Source organism: Streptomyces cyanogenus (genome assembly GCF_017526105.1).
Lineage (GTDB): Bacteria > Actinomycetota > Actinomycetes > Streptomycetales > Streptomycetaceae > Streptomyces > Streptomyces cyanogenus.
This window is the reverse complement of the sequence record NZ_CP071839.1, coordinates 5,865,960-5,881,103: the sequence shown is the minus strand read 5'-3', so window position 1 is coordinate 5,881,103 and position 15,144 is coordinate 5,865,960. Positions and strand designations below refer to the sequence as shown.

Here is a 15,144-nt window from a genome sequence, read left to right as displayed (position 1 = left end):
GCGTCACGGTCTCAGGGCGTGAGACAACCGTCACGTCTGTTTTGACGGACTTGGTGCCCCTCGCAGCGGGTGGTACGGCGGGATTCCGGCCGCTCGGGCCGAGCGCAACTGCTTGCGCATTCAGCCTGGTTGGCGCTTCGCGGACCGGTCGTCGCCGAGGTCGCCACGCCCTGGGGCGCACATGCCCGGGCCAACCTCTCCCGGTGGGACCGCCGCAAGGGCACCGGCCTCCGCCGAAACGGTCACGGCGCAACCCGAACGGCGTAGTTGAGCACCGCTTCGCTCAACAGATCCTCGATGTCGTCCAGGAGGACGAGTACGTCTCGTGACACTTCGGCCGGTTTGCGCCCGGCGAGCATCTCGCGGCCGATGGCGACGAAGACGGACTGGTGGATCCAGCAGATCTGACCGGCCATCAGGCCGGGCAGCGGGTCGCCGGCCGGGGCGCCGGTCTCCTCGCGCAGGGCCGCCTCCAGGGTGTCGTGGATCTCCTGCTGGAGGCTCCACAGGCGGGAGCGCAGCGGCGGGGCCTCGTGGATGACCCGCATGAAGCGGTCGTAGCCCTCCATCAGGCCGACCCGGGGCGAGACGGCCTCGACCTCCCCGCGCAGTTCGCGCAGGACGGCGCGCGCGGCGGACTCCCCGGCGTCCCGGCCGCGGACCCAGCGGGCGAGCCGGTCGACCATGCCGGCCGAGCGGTCGAGGAAGAGGTCCTCCTTGGCGGGGAAGTAGTTGTAGACGGTGTTGACGGAGACGTCGGCGGCCTCGGCGATCTCCGCGACGGTCACCGCCTCGAAGCCGCGCTCCAGGAACAGCCCCGTGGCGACATCCGAGATGTACTGCCGGGTCTGCCGCTTCTTCCGCTCCCTCAGCCCCTCTGCCATGCCCGCATCCTAACTTCGCGGGATGCACTGAAAACTTGGGGTCATTGCAAACTTTCAGCGATTCTGATTTTCTGGGGGCATGGCAGCAGTCATCAGCACGGCGGGCCTGGCCCGCACCTTCCAGACGAAAGCCGGCCCCGTCGATGCCGTCCGCGGCATCGACCTCACCGTTCGCGAGGGCGAGATCCTCGGCTTCCTCGGCCCCAACGGCGCGGGCAAGACGACCACCCTGCGGATGCTCACCACCCTGCTGAAGCCGACCGGCGGTGCGGCCACCGTCGCCGGCCACGACCTCGTGACCGATCCGGCCGGGGTGCGCCGCGCCAGCGGCTACGTCGCCCAGTCCGGCGGGGTCGATCCGCAGATCACCGTGCGGGAGGAACTGGTCACCCAGGCCCGGCTGTACCGCCTGCCGAAGGCGGACGCGGTCGTCCGCGCCGGTGAACTGGCCGCGGAACTCGACCTCACCGCTCTCCTCGACAGGAAGACCGGCGCGCTCTCCGGCGGCCAGCGGCGCCGCCTGGACATCGCGATGGCGCTCACGCACCGCCCGAAGGTGCTGTTCCTGGACGAACCGACGACCGGCCTGGACCCCGGCAGCCGCGCCGACCTGTGGGATCTGGTCCGCCGGCTGCGCGACGCGCACGGTACGACCGTCTTCCTGACCACCCACTACCTGGACGAGGCCGACGCCCTCGCCGACCGTCTGGTGATCGTCGACCGGGGCGCGGTCGCCGCCGAGGGCACCCCGAGCGCGCTCAGACTCCGCTACGGCGGCTCCCTCGACGCCACCCTCCAGGACACCTTCCTCGCCGTCACCGGCCGCGGTCCCTCCCCGGCCGACACCGCCCCCGCAGCCGTTTAGGACCGGAATGCTTCTCCACGACACGGCGCTCGTCTACGGCCGCTACCTCCGCCAGTCCCTGCGCTCCCGCTTCGCCCTGCTCTTCGGGGTGCTCACGCCCCTGCTCTATCTGCTCTTCTTCGGCCCGCTGCTCACGGGTCTGCCGCTGGGCGGACCGGGCAGCTCCTGGCAGGTGCTGGTCCCCGGCCTGCTGCTCCAGCTCGGCCTGTTCGGCGCCCTGTTCGCGGGGTTCACGGTCATCGTGGAGAAGGGGCAGGGGGTGGTGGAGCGGATGCGGGTGACCCCGGTCAGCCGGCTCGCCCTGCTGCTCGGCCGGGTGCTGCGGGACGCCACGGTGTTCGTCCTCCAGGCGGTGCTGCTGGTGCTGGCCGCGCTGGCCCTGGGCCTGCGCGCGCCGCTGGCCGGCATCCTGATCGGCTTCGCCTTCGTCGCCCTGCTCACGGTCTCGCTGGCCTCGGTGTCGTACGCGCTCGGCATGAAGGTGCGCACCCCGCAGGAGTTCGGCCCGCTGATCAACATGGTGTCGATGCCGTCGATGCTGCTGTCCGGCCTGATGCTGCCGATGACCCTGGCACCCGCCTGGCTGGACGTGCTGTCGCACTTCGTCCCGTTCCGCTACCTGGTGGACGCCGTCCGGGACGCGTACGTCGGCCGTTACACGAGCGCGCACATGCTCTACGGCGTCCTGGTCGCCGTCGGCTTCGCCGCGCTGTCCGTGACGGTGGGCACACGGGTGTTCCGGACGGCCGGCGCGTAACTAGGCTGGCCGTATGGTCAATCTGACGCGCATCTACACCAGGACCGGCGACCAGGGCACCACCAGTCTCGGCGACATGAGCCGGGTGCCCAAGACGGACCTCAGGATCTCCGCCTACGCGGACGCCAACGAGGCCAACGCGGTCATCGGCACCGCCATCGCGCTGGGCGGCCTGGACGAGGAGATCGTCACGGTCCTCACCCGCGTCCAGAACGACCTGTTCGACGTGGGTGCGGACCTGTCGACGCCGGTGGTGGAGAACCCGGAGTTCCCGCCGCTGAGGGTGGAGCAGTTCTACATCGACCGGCTGGAGGCGGACTGCGACCGCTTCAACGAGCGGCTGGAGAAGCTGCGCTCGTTCATCCTGCCGGGCGGCACCCCCGGCGCCGCCCTCCTGCACCAGGCGTGCACGGTCGTACGCCGGGCCGAGCGGTCCACCTGGGCGGCCCTGGAGGTGCACGGCGAGACGATGAACCCGCTCACCGCCACCTACCTCAACCGCCTGTCCGACCTGCTGTTCATCCTGGCCCGCAGCGCCAACCGGGAGGCCGGCGACGTGCTGTGGGTGCCGGGCGGGGAGCGCTAGCGGGCCCTTTCCCGGTCAGTCGCCGGTGCGGCCGTCGGTCAGCTCGCGCAGGATGTCGAGGTGGCCGTTGTGCCGGGCCGTCTCCTCGATGAGGTGGAGCAGGATCCAGCGCAGGTCGACCGCGCTGCCGTCCTGCCGCTGCTGCCGCGCCTTGGTGTCCAGGTCGTGCGCGGCGACCAGTTCGTCGTGGCGCGCGGCCTCCTCGGCGTACTCCGCGAGCAGCCGGGACAGCGGGATGTCCACGGCGATGCGCATCTCGCGGTCGGGGTCCTCGTCGGTCCAGGGGCCCTGGTCCTCCTCCCCCAGGAAGACCACCCGGAACCAGAAGTACTCGACCCAGCGCAGATGGTTGATCAGCCCGCCCAGGGTCATCAGCGGCGAGCCGGGCAGGTGCGCCTTGCGGGCGTCCTCGTCGGAGAGTCCCTCGCACTTGGCGCGCGCGGTGTCGCGGACGTAGGTGAGGAAGGTGGTCAGCTGGGTGCGCTCGTCCCAAGCGGGAGGCGTGTCCGTACGTGTCATCGCCGTGATGATGTCCCGGCGCCCGCCTCGGTGTCGACGGACTTTTCGGCAGGTCCCCCGGCGCCCGCGCCGCTCGGCTCCCGCTTCGGGAACAGCGTGTAGCTGACGGCGATGAGCACGTTGATGCCGATCACCCACAGCATGCGCTGCTGCCACGCCCGCAGCGAGCCGGTGTCCCCGGCGTCGCCGACGTACCAGACGGCGCCCTGGAGCAGGGCCAGGGCGACGGCCGAGGCCAGGATCCAGCGGCCCGCGACCTTCCACTCGTGCACGGCCCGGGCGGTGCCGTACCTCGGCGGCCGGGCCGGGGGCGGGCCGCCGGCGAAGCGGTGGGCCACCCGGGCGTCGGCCCAGGCGATGGTGGAGTGGCCGAGGCCGACCGTGAAGCCGATGTACACCGCGGCCAGACCGTGCCGCCAGTCCGGTTCGGCGCCGTTCCTCAGGTCGATCGCGGTGACGGCGAAGAGCACGACCTCCAGCACCGGTTCGCACAGCAGCAGGGCCAGGCCGGTGCGTGGCATCCGGAACGCGTACCGGAAGGCCAGTCCGGCGGCCAGCAGCACCCAGAACGCCACCTCGCAGGCGATGATCAGTCCGACGATCACGGTTCGCTCCCCTCGTTCACACTCCAGCCTCCCGGTCCGGTCCGCACGTGTCGTCGTCGGCGCAGAGGAAACCGGCGTAAGCGAAAGTCGCAGTACTGCACCCTTCCGCAGGTGCAGGAAAGGCGCGCCGGCGCCGTGTTGGATAGGGGCATGGCCAGCACGACAGGGGGCACGGCCCGCACGCTCCCCCGCCCGCACCGCGACGACTGGTACATCGCCGTGGGCGGACTGCTCGGCGGGGTGCTGCTGTGGCTGCCCGGCATCCATGCGCGGACGGCGGCGGACGACCTGGTGCTGTGGCACGCGTCCTGGGCCGCGCTGGTGCCTCTCGCGGTCATCGCGGCCTGTGAGCCGCTGCGCCGTGTCCGGCCCCGTCTCGGCCTGCTGATCGGCACCGCCGCGCTGACCCTGGACACGGTGACCGTCGGCAGCATCGCCACCGTCGTGCTGTACACCGACCTGGTGTACGCGGCGGTGCTGTACGGCACCCCCGCTTCGGCCCGCCGCATCCCCTGGATCGCCGGATTCCTGACCGTGCTCGGCGGGGTCGTGCCCGCGGCGCTGTGGCGGGATCCGCGCGGTCTGCTGATCGGGGTCGGGGTCGGTGTGGTGGTCCTGGCCCCCGCTGCGACGGGTGCGCTGGTGCGTGACCACCGTGACGCCGCCGAGGCCGCCCGGCTGCGTGCCGAACAGACCGCGCTGCTGGCGGAGATGGACCGGACCCAGGCGGTGACGGCCGAGAGGGCCCGGGTGGCGCGGGAGCTGCACGACATGGTCGCCAACCACCTGTCGGCGATCGCCATCCACTCCACGGCCGCGCTCTCCCTGGACGACCCGAGGACGTCCAGGGACGCGCTGGCCGTCATCCGGGAGAACAGCGTCGAGGGACTGGCCGAGATGCGCCGGCTGATCGGGATCCTGCGCAGCAGCGGCGGTGACCGGGAGCCCTCCGCCACGCCCACCCTGGGCGGGCTCACCGCCCTGGTCGAAGGCGCGCGCGTCAACGGTCTCGACGTCACCCTGGACGCCGACCACGGCCGCGTGCCCGCGCCGGTCGAGCTGGCCGCCTACAGGATCGTGCAGGAGTCGCTGACCAACGCGCTCAAACACGGGGCGGACGGGCCGGTCCGGGTCAGCCTGCGACAGACCGACGGCTCGCTGCGGGTGCGGGTGACCAGCCCGTACCGGCCCGGTGACCGGCCGCGCGTCCCGGGTTCGGGTGCCGGGCTCGCCGGGATGCGGGAGCGGTCCGCGCTGCTCGGCGGGCGGTTCGAGGCCGGCCCCGAGGCGGGCCTGTGGGCCGTACGTGCCGAACTTCCGCTCACCGAAGGAGACTGAGAGCATGATCCGGGTCCTGGTCGCCGAGGACCAGTCCGCCGTCCGCGCCGGTCTGGTGCTGATCCTGGGCAGCGCGCCCGACATCGAGGTGGCCGGGGAGGCGGCGGACGGGCGGCGGGCCGTCGAGCTGGCCCGGGAGCTGCGGCCCGACGTGGTGCTGATGGATGTGCAGATGCCGCTGCTGGACGGGGTGTCCGCGACCCGGCGGATCGTCGCCGAGCGGCTCGCCGACGTGCTCGTGCTGACCACCTTCGACCTCGACGAGTACGTGTTCGGGGCGCTGCGGGCGGGCGCGGCCGGGTTCCTGCTGAAGAACGCCGAGGCGCGGGACCTGCTGGAGGCGGTGCGGACGGTGGCGCGCGGGGAGGGCATCGTCGCGCCGGCCGTGACCCGGCGGTTGATCTCCGAGTTCGCCTCGGCCCCGGCGCGGGGCGCGCAACCGGATCCGGCCGTGCTGGAGGGACTGACCCGGCGGGAGCGGGAGGTGCTGGGCTGTATCGGCGAGGGGTTGTCGAACGCGCAGATCGGAGCCCGGCTGGACATGGCGGAGGGCACGGTGAAGACGCACGTCAGCCGGTTGCTGGCCAAGCTGGAGCTGCGCAGCCGGGTGCAAGCGGCCGTTCTGGCCCGGGAGTTGGGGCTGTAGTCCGGCTCACGTCCAAGTGGTCCAGACCTATTGACCTGTGGTCCAGACCTTTCTACCCTCGCAGCACCGTGGGCATGAAGGCTCAGTCATGCCCCTGACACCTCCGACGACGAGGGAGGCGCAGCATGCGCTTCAGACACAGAGCCGCGGCAGGGTTCGCGACCCTGTTGCTCCCCCTGGCCGGCCTGGTCGGTCTCGCGAGCCCCGCCCAGGCCGCGACCAACGCGACGGCGAGCTTCACCAAGACGAGCGACTGGGGCACCGGCTTCGGTGGCCAGTGGACCATCAAGAACACCGGCACCAGCGGCATCAGCTCCTGGACCGTCGAGTGGGACTTCCCCTCCGGCACCTCGGTCACCTCCGCGTGGGACGCGGACGTCACCGGCTCCGGCACCCACTGGACCGCGAAGAACAAGTCCTACAACGGCACCATCGCCCCCGGCGCCTCCGTCTCCTTCGGCTTCAACGGCGCGGGCCCCGGCTCCCCGTCCAACTGCAGGCTGAACGGCGACAGCTGCGACGGTACGACGGTCCCGGGCGACGCGGTCCCCTCCGCCCCCGGCACCCCGACCGCCTCCTCGGTCACCGACACCTCGGTGAAGCTCGCCTGGAGCGCGGCCACCGACGACAAGGGCGTCAAGAACTACGACGTGCTGCGCGACGGCACCAAGGTCGCCACGGTCACCACCACGTCGTACACCGACACCGGCCTGACCGCCGGCACCGACTACTCCTACACCGTGCGGGCCCGCGACACCGCCGACCAGACCGGCCCGGTCAGCGGTGCCGTCAAGGTCCACACCACCGGCGGCGGCACCACTCCCCCGCCCACCGGCGACAAGGTCAAGCTCGGCTACTTCACCGAGTGGGGCATCTACGGCCGCAACTACAACGTCAAGAACCTGGTGACGTCCGGCTCGGCGTCCAGGATCACGCACATCAACTACGCCTTCGGCAACGTCACCGGCGGCAGGTGCGCGATCGGCGACTCCTACGCCGACTACGACAAGGCCTTCACCGCCGACCAGTCGGTCAGCGGCGTCGCCGACACCTGGGACCAGCCGCTGCGCGGCAACTTCAACCAGCTGCGCCAGCTGAAGGCCAAGTACCCGAACATCAAGGTGCTGTGGTCGTTCGGCGGCTGGACCTGGTCCGGCGGCTTCGGCGAGGCCGCGAAGAACCCGGCCGCCTTCGCCCAGTCCTGCTACGACCTGGTCGAGGACCCGCGCTGGGGCGACGTCTTCGACGGCATCGACCTCGACTGGGAGTACCCGAACGCCTGCGGTCTGTCCTGTGACACCAGCGGGGCCGCGGCCTTCAAGAACCTGATGTCCGCGCTGCGCGCCAAGTTCGGCTCGAACAACCTGGTCACCGCGGCCACCACCGCCGACGGCTCCGCCGGCGGCAAGATCGAGGCCGCGGACTACGCCGGCGCCGCCCAGTACGTCGACTGGTACAACGTGATGACGTACGACTTCTTCGGCGCCTGGGACGCCAAGGGCCCGACCGCCCCGCACTCCCCGCTCACCTCGTACGACGGCATCCCGAAGGCGGGCTTCACCACCGCCGACGCGATGGCCAGGTTCAAGGCGATCGGCGTGCCGGCCAAGAAGCTGCTCATCGGCATCGGCTTCTACGGCCGCGGCTGGACCGGCGTCACCCAGGACGCCCCCGGCGGCACGGCCACCGGCCCGGCGGCCGGCACCTACGAGCAGGGCATCGAGGACTACAAGGTCCTGAAGTCGTCCTGCCCGGCCACCGGCACCGTCGCGGGCACCGCGTACGCGCGCTGCGGCAGCAACTGGTGGTCGTACGACACTCCCGCCACCATCAAGTCGAAGATGGCCTGGGCCAACGGTCAGGGCCTCGGCGGGGCGTTCTTCTGGGAGTTCAGCGGCGACACCGGCGACGGTGAGCTGGTGAACGCCATCAGCAGCGGACTGGGCTGACGCCCCCCGCCCACGGGCGGTGCACCGAAGACCGGAGAGGCAGGCCCCGTCCTGCCTCTCCGGCTCGTGCGGCCGTCGGTACCCGCAGGGGTGGTCACCGTGACGGCGAGTGCGGGTCCCAGGCAGGCGAACTCCTCCGCCCCAGCGCCTGACGGGAGTTCCGTTCCGTCACACGGCCGGGCGGGGGCGATGGGCCATTCGAGTGGCATATGCACAAAGGCCCCGCGGCTGCCGGGCGGTAAGTGGATTACTGGTATGGATCTAGCCGGTGGGCCGCCCATTCCCACCGGGGATGCGGAAGTCGGACCACCTGTGGCGTTTCTGCAGAGGCCCGGGTACCTGCGCCGACATGCCGCGATGGGCACCCCGGTGGTGAACTGGATCCCGATCAGCCGGTGCCGTTCGCGGCACCGGCTGATTCGGCAGTTCCTCCCGCACCGGTGCCCCCTCGCCGCACCGGATGCGGCTAGGCCACGTTCACTCGCTGACCGGGCGGGGCCGCCTCCAGCCACGCGAGGAATCCGGTCAGCGCGTCCTCGCTCATGGCCAGTTCGAGGCGCGTGCCGCGATGCGTGCAGGCCAGCACCACCGCGTCCGACAGCAGCGCCAGTTCCTCCTCGCCCTCGGGCAGCCGGCGGCCGGCCACCTCGATCTGCGCCCGCTCCAGGACGCGGCGGGGACGGAAGGCGTAGGAGAAGACCCGGTACCACTCGATGCGGTCGCCGTTGTAGCGGGCGACACCGTAGGACCAGCCCTTGCCGCCCGCGTCCGGTTTCTCGGGTACGTCCCAGCGCAGCGAGCAGTCGAAGGTGCCGCCGGAGCGTTGGATGAGCCTGCGGCGCAGCCCGAACAGGAACAGCCCCACCACCACGAGCGCGACCACGATCCCGCACACAGTCAGAGCGAGGACCATCGGCACCGACCTCCTCGTCTCCTAGGTAATGGAACGGAAAAAACACCCACATCTACTTCAGCCGCGACTGGGACCGGAAGGTCCCAGCCGCGGCTGAGTCACGTCAACGTACAGCGCGCGGTCAGCGCGCCGCCGCAGCACGCAGTCGGACGTCCGCGCGACGCTCGGCGGCGGCGTCGCCCTCCGCCTTCGCGCGCTCCAGCTCCCGCTCCGTGCGCTGGACGTCGATCTCGTCCGACAGCTCGGCGATCTCGGCCAGCAGCGAGAGCTTGTTGTCCGCGAACGAGATGAAACCGCCGTGCACCGCGGCGACGACCGTTCCACCATCACTCGTACGGATGGTCACCGGGCCCGACTCCAGCACACCGAGCAGCGGCTGGTGACCGGGCATGACGCCGATGTCGCCGGACGTGGTGCGCGCGACGACCAGGGTGGCCTCGCCGGACCAGACCTGGCGGTCGGCGGCGACCAGCTCGACGTGCAGCTCAGCAGCCAAGGGTGGCTCCTCGGGTCACCACCCGGCGTGGGTGCCGGGTGTTGGGGTCAATTCTAGTGGGCGTGGATGAGGGGGCGGGACGCACCCGCCCCCTCACACGAGCACGGGGCTCAGGAGACGCCCAGCTCCTTCGCGTTCTTCTTCAGGTCCTCGAGACCACCGCACATGAAGAACGCCTGCTCCGGGAAGTGGTCGTACTCGCCGTCGCAGATCGCGTTGAACGCGGCGATCGACTCGTCCAGGGGCACGTCCGAACCGTCCACGCCGGTGAACTGCTTGGCGACGTGGGTGTTCTGGGACAGGAAGCGCTCCACACGACGGGCCCGGTGGACGACGAGCTTGTCCTCCTCGCCCAGCTCGTCGATACCGAGGATCGCGATGATGTCCTGGAGGTCCTTGTACTTCTGCAGGATCGTCTTCACGCGCATGGCCGCGTTGTAGTGGTCCTGCGAGATGTAGCGCGGGTCCAGGATCCGGGACGTGGAGTCCAGCGGGTCCACGGCCGGGTAGATGCCCTTCTCGGAGATCGGACGGGACAGAACCGTCGTCGCGTCGAGGTGGGCGAAGGTGGTGGCCGGGGCCGGGTCGGTCAGGTCGTCCGCGGGGACGTAGATCGCCTGCATCGAGGTGATCGAGTGACCGCGGGTCGAGGTGATGCGCTCCTGGAGGAGACCCATCTCGTCGGCCAGGTTCGGCTGGTAACCCACCGCGGACGGCATACGGCCGAGCAGCGTGGAGACCTCGGAACCGGCCTGCGTGAAGCGGAAGATGTTGTCGATGAAGAACAGCACGTCCTGCTTCTGGACGTCACGGAAGTACTCGGCCATGGTCAGGCCGGCCAGCGCGACGCGCAGACGGGTGCCCGGGGGCTCGTCCATCTGACCGAAGACCAGCGCGGTCTTGTCGATGACGCCCGAGTCGGACATCTCCTCGATCAGGTCGTTGCCCTCACGGGTGCGCTCACCGACACCGGCGAACACGGAGACACCGTCGTGGTTGTTGGCGACGCGGTAGATCATCTCCTGGATGAGCACCGTCTTGCCGACGCCGGCACCGCCGAACAGACCGATCTTGCCGCCCTTGACGTACGGGGTCAGCAGGTCGATGACCTTGACGCCGGTCTCGAACATCTCGGTCTTCGACTCGAGCTCGTCGAAGTTCGGGGCCTTGCGGTGGATGGACCAGCGCTCGCCCTCGTACTGCTCGTCGACGTTCAGCACCTCACCGAGGGTGTTGAACACCTTGCCCTTGGTGAAGTCGCCGACCGGGACGGTGATGCCGTCGCCGGTGTCGACGACCGGGGCCTGGCGGACCAGACCGTCGGTCGGCTGCATGGAGATGGTGCGGACCAGGCCGTCACCCAGGTGCTGGGCGACCTCCAGGGTCAGCGTCTTCTTCTCGCCCGCGTTGGCCGGGTCGGCGACCTCGACGTGGAGGGCGTTGTAGATGTCCGGCATCGCGTCGACGGGGAACTCCACGTCGACGACCGGGCCGATGACCCGGGCGACGCGGCCCGTAGCCGTCGCGGTCTCAACAGTGGTGGTCATTTATCGGTCACTCCCCGCGGTCGCGTCGGCCAGGGCGCTCGCGCCACCGACGATCTCGCTGATTTCCTGGGTGATTTCGGCCTGGCGGGCCGCGTTGGCAAGACGGGAGAGCGTGTTGATCAGCTCGCCCGCGTTGTCGGTGGCCGACTTCATCGCGCGCCGCGTGGCAGCGTGCTTGGAAGCGGCCGACTGGAGCAGCGCGTTGTAGATACGGCTCTCCACGTAGCGCGGCAGCAGGGCGTCGAGGACGTCCTCCGCCGAGGGCTCGAAGTCGTACAGCGGGAGGATCTCGCCCTTGGGGTGAGCCTCCTCGGCGACCTCTTCGAGGCGCAGCGGCAGCAGCCGGGCGTCCAGCGCCGTCTGCGTCATCATCGAGACGAACTCGGTGAAGACGATGTGGAGTTCGTCCACACCACCTTCGGCCGTCTCCTTCTCGATGGCCTCGATCAGAGGCGCCGCCACCTTCTTGGCGTCCGCGTACGTCGGCTCGTCCGTGAAGCCCGTCCACGACTCCGCGACCTTGCGTTCACGGAAGTTGTAGTGGGCCACACCGCGCCGGCCGACGATGTACGTGTCGACCTGCTTGCCCTCGCGCTCCAGGCGCTCGGTCAGCTGCTCCGCCGCCTTGATGGCGTTGGAGTTGAAGGCGCCGGCCAGACCGCGGTCGCTCGTGAGGAGCAGGACCGCGGCACGGCTCGGGTTCTCCGCCTCCGTGGTGAGCGGGTGCTTGGTGTTCGACCCCGTACCGACCGCCGTGACCGCGCGCGTCAGCTCGGTCGCGTAGGGCGTGGAGGCCGCCACCTTGCGCTGCGCCTTGACGACGCGCGAGGCGGCGATCATCTCCATCGCCTTGGTGATCTTCTTGGTCGCGCTGACGGATCGGATGCGACGCTTGTAGACCCGGAGCTGGGCTCCCATGAGTCAGGTCCCTTCCTTACGTCACTTGGCGGCAGCGGCAGGAGTGTCCTCGCCGAGCAGCTTGCCGTCCGAGCTCTCGAACTGCTTCTTGAACTCGGCGATCGCGTCGGCAATGGCCGCCAGCGTGTCGTCGGACATCTTGCCGCCCTCGCGGATGGAGGTCATGAGGCCCTGCTCCTTGCGGTGCAGGTACTCCAGCAGCTCCTTCTCGAAGCGGCGGATGTCGGCGACCGGCACGTCGTCCATCTTGCCGGTGGTGCCGGCCCACACGGAGACGACCTGGTCCTCGGTGGACATCGGCTGGTACTGGTCCTGCTTCAGCAGCTCGACCATGCGCTGACCGCGCTCCAGCTGGGCCTTCGAGGCCGCGTCCAGGTCGGAACCGAAGGCGGCGAACGCCTCCAGCTCACGGAACTGGGCGAGGTCGACACGGAGGCGGCCGGAGACCTGCTTCATCGCCTTGTGCTGCGCGGAACCACCGACTCGGGAGACGGAGATACCGACGTTCAGCGCGGGACGCTGACCGGCGTTGAACAGGTCCGACTCCAGGAAGCACTGGCCGTCGGTGATGGAGATGACGTTGGTCGGGATGAACGCCGAGACGTCGTTGGCCTTGGTCTCGACGATCGGCAGACCGGTCATCGAACCGGCACCCATCTCGTCGGAGAGCTTGGCGCAGCGCTCCAGCAGCCGGGAGTGCAGGTAGAAGACGTCACCCGGGTAGGCCTCACGGCCCGGCGGGCGGCGCAGCAGCAGCGACACGGCGCGGTAGGCGTCGGCCTGCTTGGACAGGTCGTCGAAGATGATCAGGACGTGCTTGCCCTGGTACATCCAGTGCTGACCGATGGCCGAACCGGTGTACGGCGCCAGGTACTTGAAGCCGGCCGGGTCGGACGCCGGGGCGGCGACGATGGTCGTGTACTCCAGGGCGCCGTTCTCCTCCAGCGCGCGGCGCACGCCGGCGATGGTGGAGCCCTTCTGGCCGATGGCGACGTAGATGCAGCGGACCTGCTTCTTCGGGTCGCCCGAGCGCCAGTTGTCGCGCTGGTTGATGATCGTGTCGACGGCCAGGGCGGTCTTGCCGGTCTGGCGGTCACCGATGATCAGCTGACGCTGACCACGGCCGATCGGGGTCATCGCGTCGACGGCCTTGTAGCCGGTCTCCATCGGCTCGTGCACCGACTTGCGCTGCATGACCGTGGGGGCCTGCAGCTCCAGCGCACGGCGGCCGTCGGTCTCGATCTCGCCGAGGCCGTCGATCGGGTTGCCGAGCGGGTCGACGACACGGCCGAGGTAGCCCTCGCCCACCGCGACGGAGAGGACCTCACCGGTGCGCGTGACCGGCTGACCCTCCTCGATGCCGCTGAACTCACCGAGGACGATGGCACCGATCTCGCGCTCCTCGAGGTTGAGGGCGAGGCCGAGGGTGCCGTCCTCGAACTTCAGCAGTTCGTTGGCCATGGCCGAGGGCAGGCCCTCGACCTTCGCGATGCCGTCGCCGGCAAGGGTGACCGTACCGACCTCCTCGCGCGAGGCCGCGTCCGGCTTGTACGACTGGACGAAGTTCTCCAGCGCGTCCCGGATCTCCTCCGGCCGGATCGTGAGCTCCGCCATCTGGGTTCCCTGCTCTCCTTGTTGGGCCCGAAGTTTCACTTTGGGGGGATGGGGACTCCCCCCAACAGGAGGTGAATCCTCTGCACGGCCCAACCAGGGCCGTAAGTACGTACTGCTTTTCTCGAAATATCGAGTTGCTGTCGGCTAGCTCGCCATGCGGCGGGCGGCCTCGTCCAGCCGGTCCGCGAGGGAGCCGTTGATGACCTCGTCACCGACCTGCACCCGGATACCGCCGACGACCTCGGGGTCGACGTCGAGGTTCAGGTGCATCCGACGCCCGTAGAGCTTGGTCAGAGCGGCGCCGAGGCGCTGCTTCTGCCCGTCGCTCAGCGGTACCGCCGAGGTGACGACGGCGACCATGCGGTTCCGGCGATCGGCGGCGAGCTTGGACAGGGACTCCAGTCCCGCTTCCAGGCTACGTCCACGCGGTGCGGTGGCCAGACGCGTCACCAGACGCTCGGTGGCCGGCTTGGCCCGCCCGCCGAGGAGCCGGTGCAGCAGCTCGGTCTTGGCCGAGGTGCCGGCGGCACGATCGGTGAGCGCGGCGCGCAGCTCGGTGCTGGAGGAGACGATCCGGCCGAACCGGAACAGCTCGTCCTCGACGTCGTCGAGGGTGCCGGTCTTCTCCGCGGCCGTGAGGTCGGCGATGTCCGCCAGCTCCTCCAGCGCGTCCACCAGGTCGCGGGGCTGCGACCAGCGGGACCGGGCCAGCCCGGACACCAGGTCGGCGGTGGTGCCGCTGACCTGGCCGCCGATCAGGCGCTGGACCAGCTGTGCCTTCGCCTCCCCGGGCTGCGCCGGGTCGGTGAGGACCCGGCGCAGGCCGGCCTCGCGGTCGAGCAGCGCGGTGACGGCCGCCAGCTCGTCGGCGAGCTGCGCGGCATCCACGGACGTGGAGTCCGTCAGCGCGTCGAGACGCTCACGTGCGGCTGCCAGGGCCTCGCGGCTCGCTCCGCTCATCGCGTGGCCTCGGCCTTCTCCTCGAGCTCGTCGAGGAAGCGGTCGATCACACGGCTCTGCCGGGCGTGGTCCTCGAGGGACTCGCCGACGAGCTTGCCGGCCAGGTCGGTGGCGAGCTTGCCGACGTCCTGACGCAGCGCGGACGCGGCGGCCTTGCGGTCGGCCTCGATCTGGGCGTGACCGGCGGCGACGATCTCCTCGCGCTGCCGCTGGCCCTCGGCCCGCATCTCGGCGATGAGCGCGGCACCCTGCTCCTGCGCCTCCTGGCGCAGGCGCGCGGCCTCGTGCCGGGCCTCGGCGAGCTGGGCCTTGTACTGCTCAAGGACGCTACGGGCCTCGGTCTGCGCGGCCTCGGCCTTTTCGATACCGCCCTCGATGGCTTCGCGGCGCTCTTCCAGAACCTTGTTGATGGTCGGGAGGAGCTTCTTGGCGAGGAAGCCGAAGACGATGACAAAGGCGATCAGGCCGATGACGAGCTCTGGGATCGGCGGGATGAGGGGGTTCTCGGCCTCCTCAGCCGCCAGCTGAACCAGGGGGCTCATATCAG

At 70.2% G+C, this 15,144-nt stretch carries 16 protein-coding genes; 6 read left to right on the top strand and 10 right to left on the bottom strand.

All coding sequences use genetic code 11. The annotated features are described in order from the left end of the window. Positions 1–242: 242 nt before the first annotated feature. The gene (locus tag S1361_RS26620) at positions 243–884 is read right to left on the bottom strand and encodes a TetR/AcrR family transcriptional regulator (protein ID WP_208034450.1); all 642 of its coding nucleotides are present in this window, start codon (positions 882–884) and stop codon (positions 243–245) included. 79 nt (positions 885–963) lie between these two features. On the opposite strand from S1361_RS26620, the gene S1361_RS26615 reads away from it, so the two are divergent. The 3 genes from S1361_RS26615 to S1361_RS26605 are packed head-to-tail and all read left to right on the top strand — an operon-like array spanning position 964 to position 3,092. After that, positions 964–1,749 (top strand): ABC transporter ATP-binding protein, encoded by a 786-nt coding sequence (locus tag S1361_RS26615; RefSeq protein WP_208034449.1) that lies wholly within the window; start codon positions 964–966, stop codon positions 1,747–1,749. Between the two features lie 7 nt (positions 1,750–1,756). Continuing rightward, complete coding sequence (locus S1361_RS26610; RefSeq protein WP_208034448.1) at positions 1,757–2,506, top strand: ABC transporter permease; 750 nt, start codon at positions 1,757–1,759, stop codon at positions 2,504–2,506. Between the two features lie 13 nt (positions 2,507–2,519). Then, on the top strand, positions 2,520–3,092 hold the full coding sequence (locus S1361_RS26605; RefSeq protein ID WP_208034447.1) for a cob(I)yrinic acid a,c-diamide adenosyltransferase: 573 nt from the start codon (positions 2,520–2,522) through the stop codon (positions 3,090–3,092). 15 nt (positions 3,093–3,107) lie between these two features. On the opposite strand, the gene S1361_RS26600 is transcribed toward S1361_RS26605, so the two are convergent. After that, positions 3,108–3,611, bottom strand: coding sequence for a DinB family protein (locus S1361_RS26600; RefSeq protein ID WP_208034446.1), 504 nt, complete (start codon positions 3,609–3,611; stop codon positions 3,108–3,110). Continuing rightward, positions 3,608–4,216: a hypothetical protein gene (locus S1361_RS26595; protein ID WP_208034445.1), complete on the bottom strand. Its 609-nt coding sequence runs from the start codon at positions 4,214–4,216 to the stop codon at positions 3,608–3,610. Before S1361_RS26595 ends, S1361_RS26600 begins: the two co-directional genes overlap by 4 nt. A gap of 150 nt (positions 4,217–4,366) precedes the next feature. Between S1361_RS26595 and S1361_RS26590 the strand changes: the two genes are divergently transcribed. From S1361_RS26590 to S1361_RS26580, 3 genes are all read left to right on the top strand, one after another. Beyond that, a complete protein-coding gene (locus S1361_RS26590; protein ID WP_208034444.1) occupies positions 4,367–5,554 on the top strand; it encodes a sensor histidine kinase in 1,188 nt (395 codons plus the stop codon). A 4-nt stretch (positions 5,555–5,558) separates the two neighbouring features. Next, complete coding sequence (locus tag S1361_RS26585) at positions 5,559–6,200, top strand: response regulator (protein WP_208034443.1); 642 nt, start codon at positions 5,559–5,561, stop codon at positions 6,198–6,200. Between the two features lie 125 nt (positions 6,201–6,325). Beyond that, positions 6,326–8,149 carry a glycoside hydrolase family 18 chitinase gene (locus tag S1361_RS26580; protein ID WP_208034442.1) on the top strand — a complete coding sequence of 608 codons (1,824 nt, stop codon included), beginning with the start codon at positions 6,326–6,328 and terminating at the stop codon, positions 8,147–8,149. Positions 8,150–8,615: 466 nt separating this feature from the next. On the opposite strand, the gene S1361_RS26575 is transcribed toward S1361_RS26580, so the two are convergent. From S1361_RS26575 to S1361_RS26545, 7 genes are all read right to left on the bottom strand, one after another. After that, positions 8,616–9,062 (bottom strand): DUF2550 domain-containing protein, encoded by a 447-nt coding sequence (locus S1361_RS26575; protein WP_208034441.1) that lies wholly within the window; start codon positions 9,060–9,062, stop codon positions 8,616–8,618. A gap of 121 nt (positions 9,063–9,183) precedes the next feature. Beyond that, positions 9,184–9,558, bottom strand: coding sequence for a F0F1 ATP synthase subunit epsilon (locus tag S1361_RS26570; protein ID WP_031171909.1), 375 nt, complete (start codon positions 9,556–9,558; stop codon positions 9,184–9,186). A gap of 110 nt (positions 9,559–9,668) precedes the next feature. Next, a complete protein-coding gene (gene atpD, locus S1361_RS26565; protein WP_014675014.1) occupies positions 9,669–11,105 on the bottom strand; it encodes a F0F1 ATP synthase subunit beta in 1,437 nt (478 codons plus the stop codon). After that, positions 11,106–12,023 carry a F0F1 ATP synthase subunit gamma gene (locus S1361_RS26560; RefSeq protein ID WP_208034440.1) on the bottom strand — a complete coding sequence of 306 codons (918 nt, stop codon included), beginning with the start codon at positions 12,021–12,023 and terminating at the stop codon, positions 11,106–11,108. Between the two features lie 21 nt (positions 12,024–12,044). Next, complete coding sequence (gene atpA, locus S1361_RS26555; protein ID WP_208034439.1) at positions 12,045–13,637, bottom strand: F0F1 ATP synthase subunit alpha; 1,593 nt, start codon at positions 13,635–13,637, stop codon at positions 12,045–12,047. Positions 13,638–13,781: 144 nt separating this feature from the next. Beyond that, positions 13,782–14,597 (bottom strand): F0F1 ATP synthase subunit delta, encoded by an 816-nt coding sequence (locus tag S1361_RS26550; protein WP_208034438.1) that lies wholly within the window; start codon positions 14,595–14,597, stop codon positions 13,782–13,784. Continuing rightward, positions 14,594–15,139 (bottom strand): F0F1 ATP synthase subunit B, encoded by a 546-nt coding sequence (locus tag S1361_RS26545; protein WP_208034437.1) that lies wholly within the window; start codon positions 15,137–15,139, stop codon positions 14,594–14,596. Before S1361_RS26545 ends, S1361_RS26550 begins: the two co-directional genes overlap by 4 nt. Between the last annotated feature and the right edge of the window lie 5 nt (positions 15,140–15,144).

Coding starts and splice junctions, on each gene's coding strand:
- S1361_RS26620 (WP_208034450.1), bottom strand. CDS start 884: ATGGCAGAGGGGCTGAGGGAGCGGAAGAAGCGGCAGACCCGGCAGTAC.
- S1361_RS26615 (WP_208034449.1), top strand. CDS start 964: ATGGCAGCAGTCATCAGCACGGCGGGCCTGGCCCGCACCTTCCAGACG.
- S1361_RS26610 (WP_208034448.1), top strand. CDS start 1,757: ATGCTTCTCCACGACACGGCGCTCGTCTACGGCCGCTACCTCCGCCAG.
- S1361_RS26605 (WP_208034447.1), top strand. CDS start 2,520: ATGGTCAATCTGACGCGCATCTACACCAGGACCGGCGACCAGGGCACC.
- S1361_RS26600 (WP_208034446.1), bottom strand. CDS start 3,611: ATGACACGTACGGACACGCCTCCCGCTTGGGACGAGCGCACCCAGCTG.
- S1361_RS26590 (WP_208034444.1), top strand. CDS start 4,367: ATGGCCAGCACGACAGGGGGCACGGCCCGCACGCTCCCCCGCCCGCAC.
- S1361_RS26585 (WP_208034443.1), top strand. CDS start 5,559: ATGATCCGGGTCCTGGTCGCCGAGGACCAGTCCGCCGTCCGCGCCGGT.
- S1361_RS26580 (WP_208034442.1), top strand. CDS start 6,326: ATGCGCTTCAGACACAGAGCCGCGGCAGGGTTCGCGACCCTGTTGCTC.
- S1361_RS26575 (WP_208034441.1), bottom strand. CDS start 9,062: ATGGTCCTCGCTCTGACTGTGTGCGGGATCGTGGTCGCGCTCGTGGTG.
- atpD (WP_014675014.1), bottom strand. CDS start 11,105: ATGACCACCACTGTTGAGACCGCGACGGCTACGGGCCGCGTCGCCCGG.
- S1361_RS26560 (WP_208034440.1), bottom strand. CDS start 12,023: ATGGGAGCCCAGCTCCGGGTCTACAAGCGTCGCATCCGATCCGTCAGC.
- atpA (WP_208034439.1), bottom strand. CDS start 13,637: ATGGCGGAGCTCACGATCCGGCCGGAGGAGATCCGGGACGCGCTGGAG.
- S1361_RS26550 (WP_208034438.1), bottom strand. CDS start 14,597: ATGAGCGGAGCGAGCCGCGAGGCCCTGGCAGCCGCACGTGAGCGTCTC.
- S1361_RS26545 (WP_208034437.1), bottom strand. CDS start 15,139: ATGAGCCCCCTGGTTCAGCTGGCGGCTGAGGAGGCCGAGAACCCCCTC.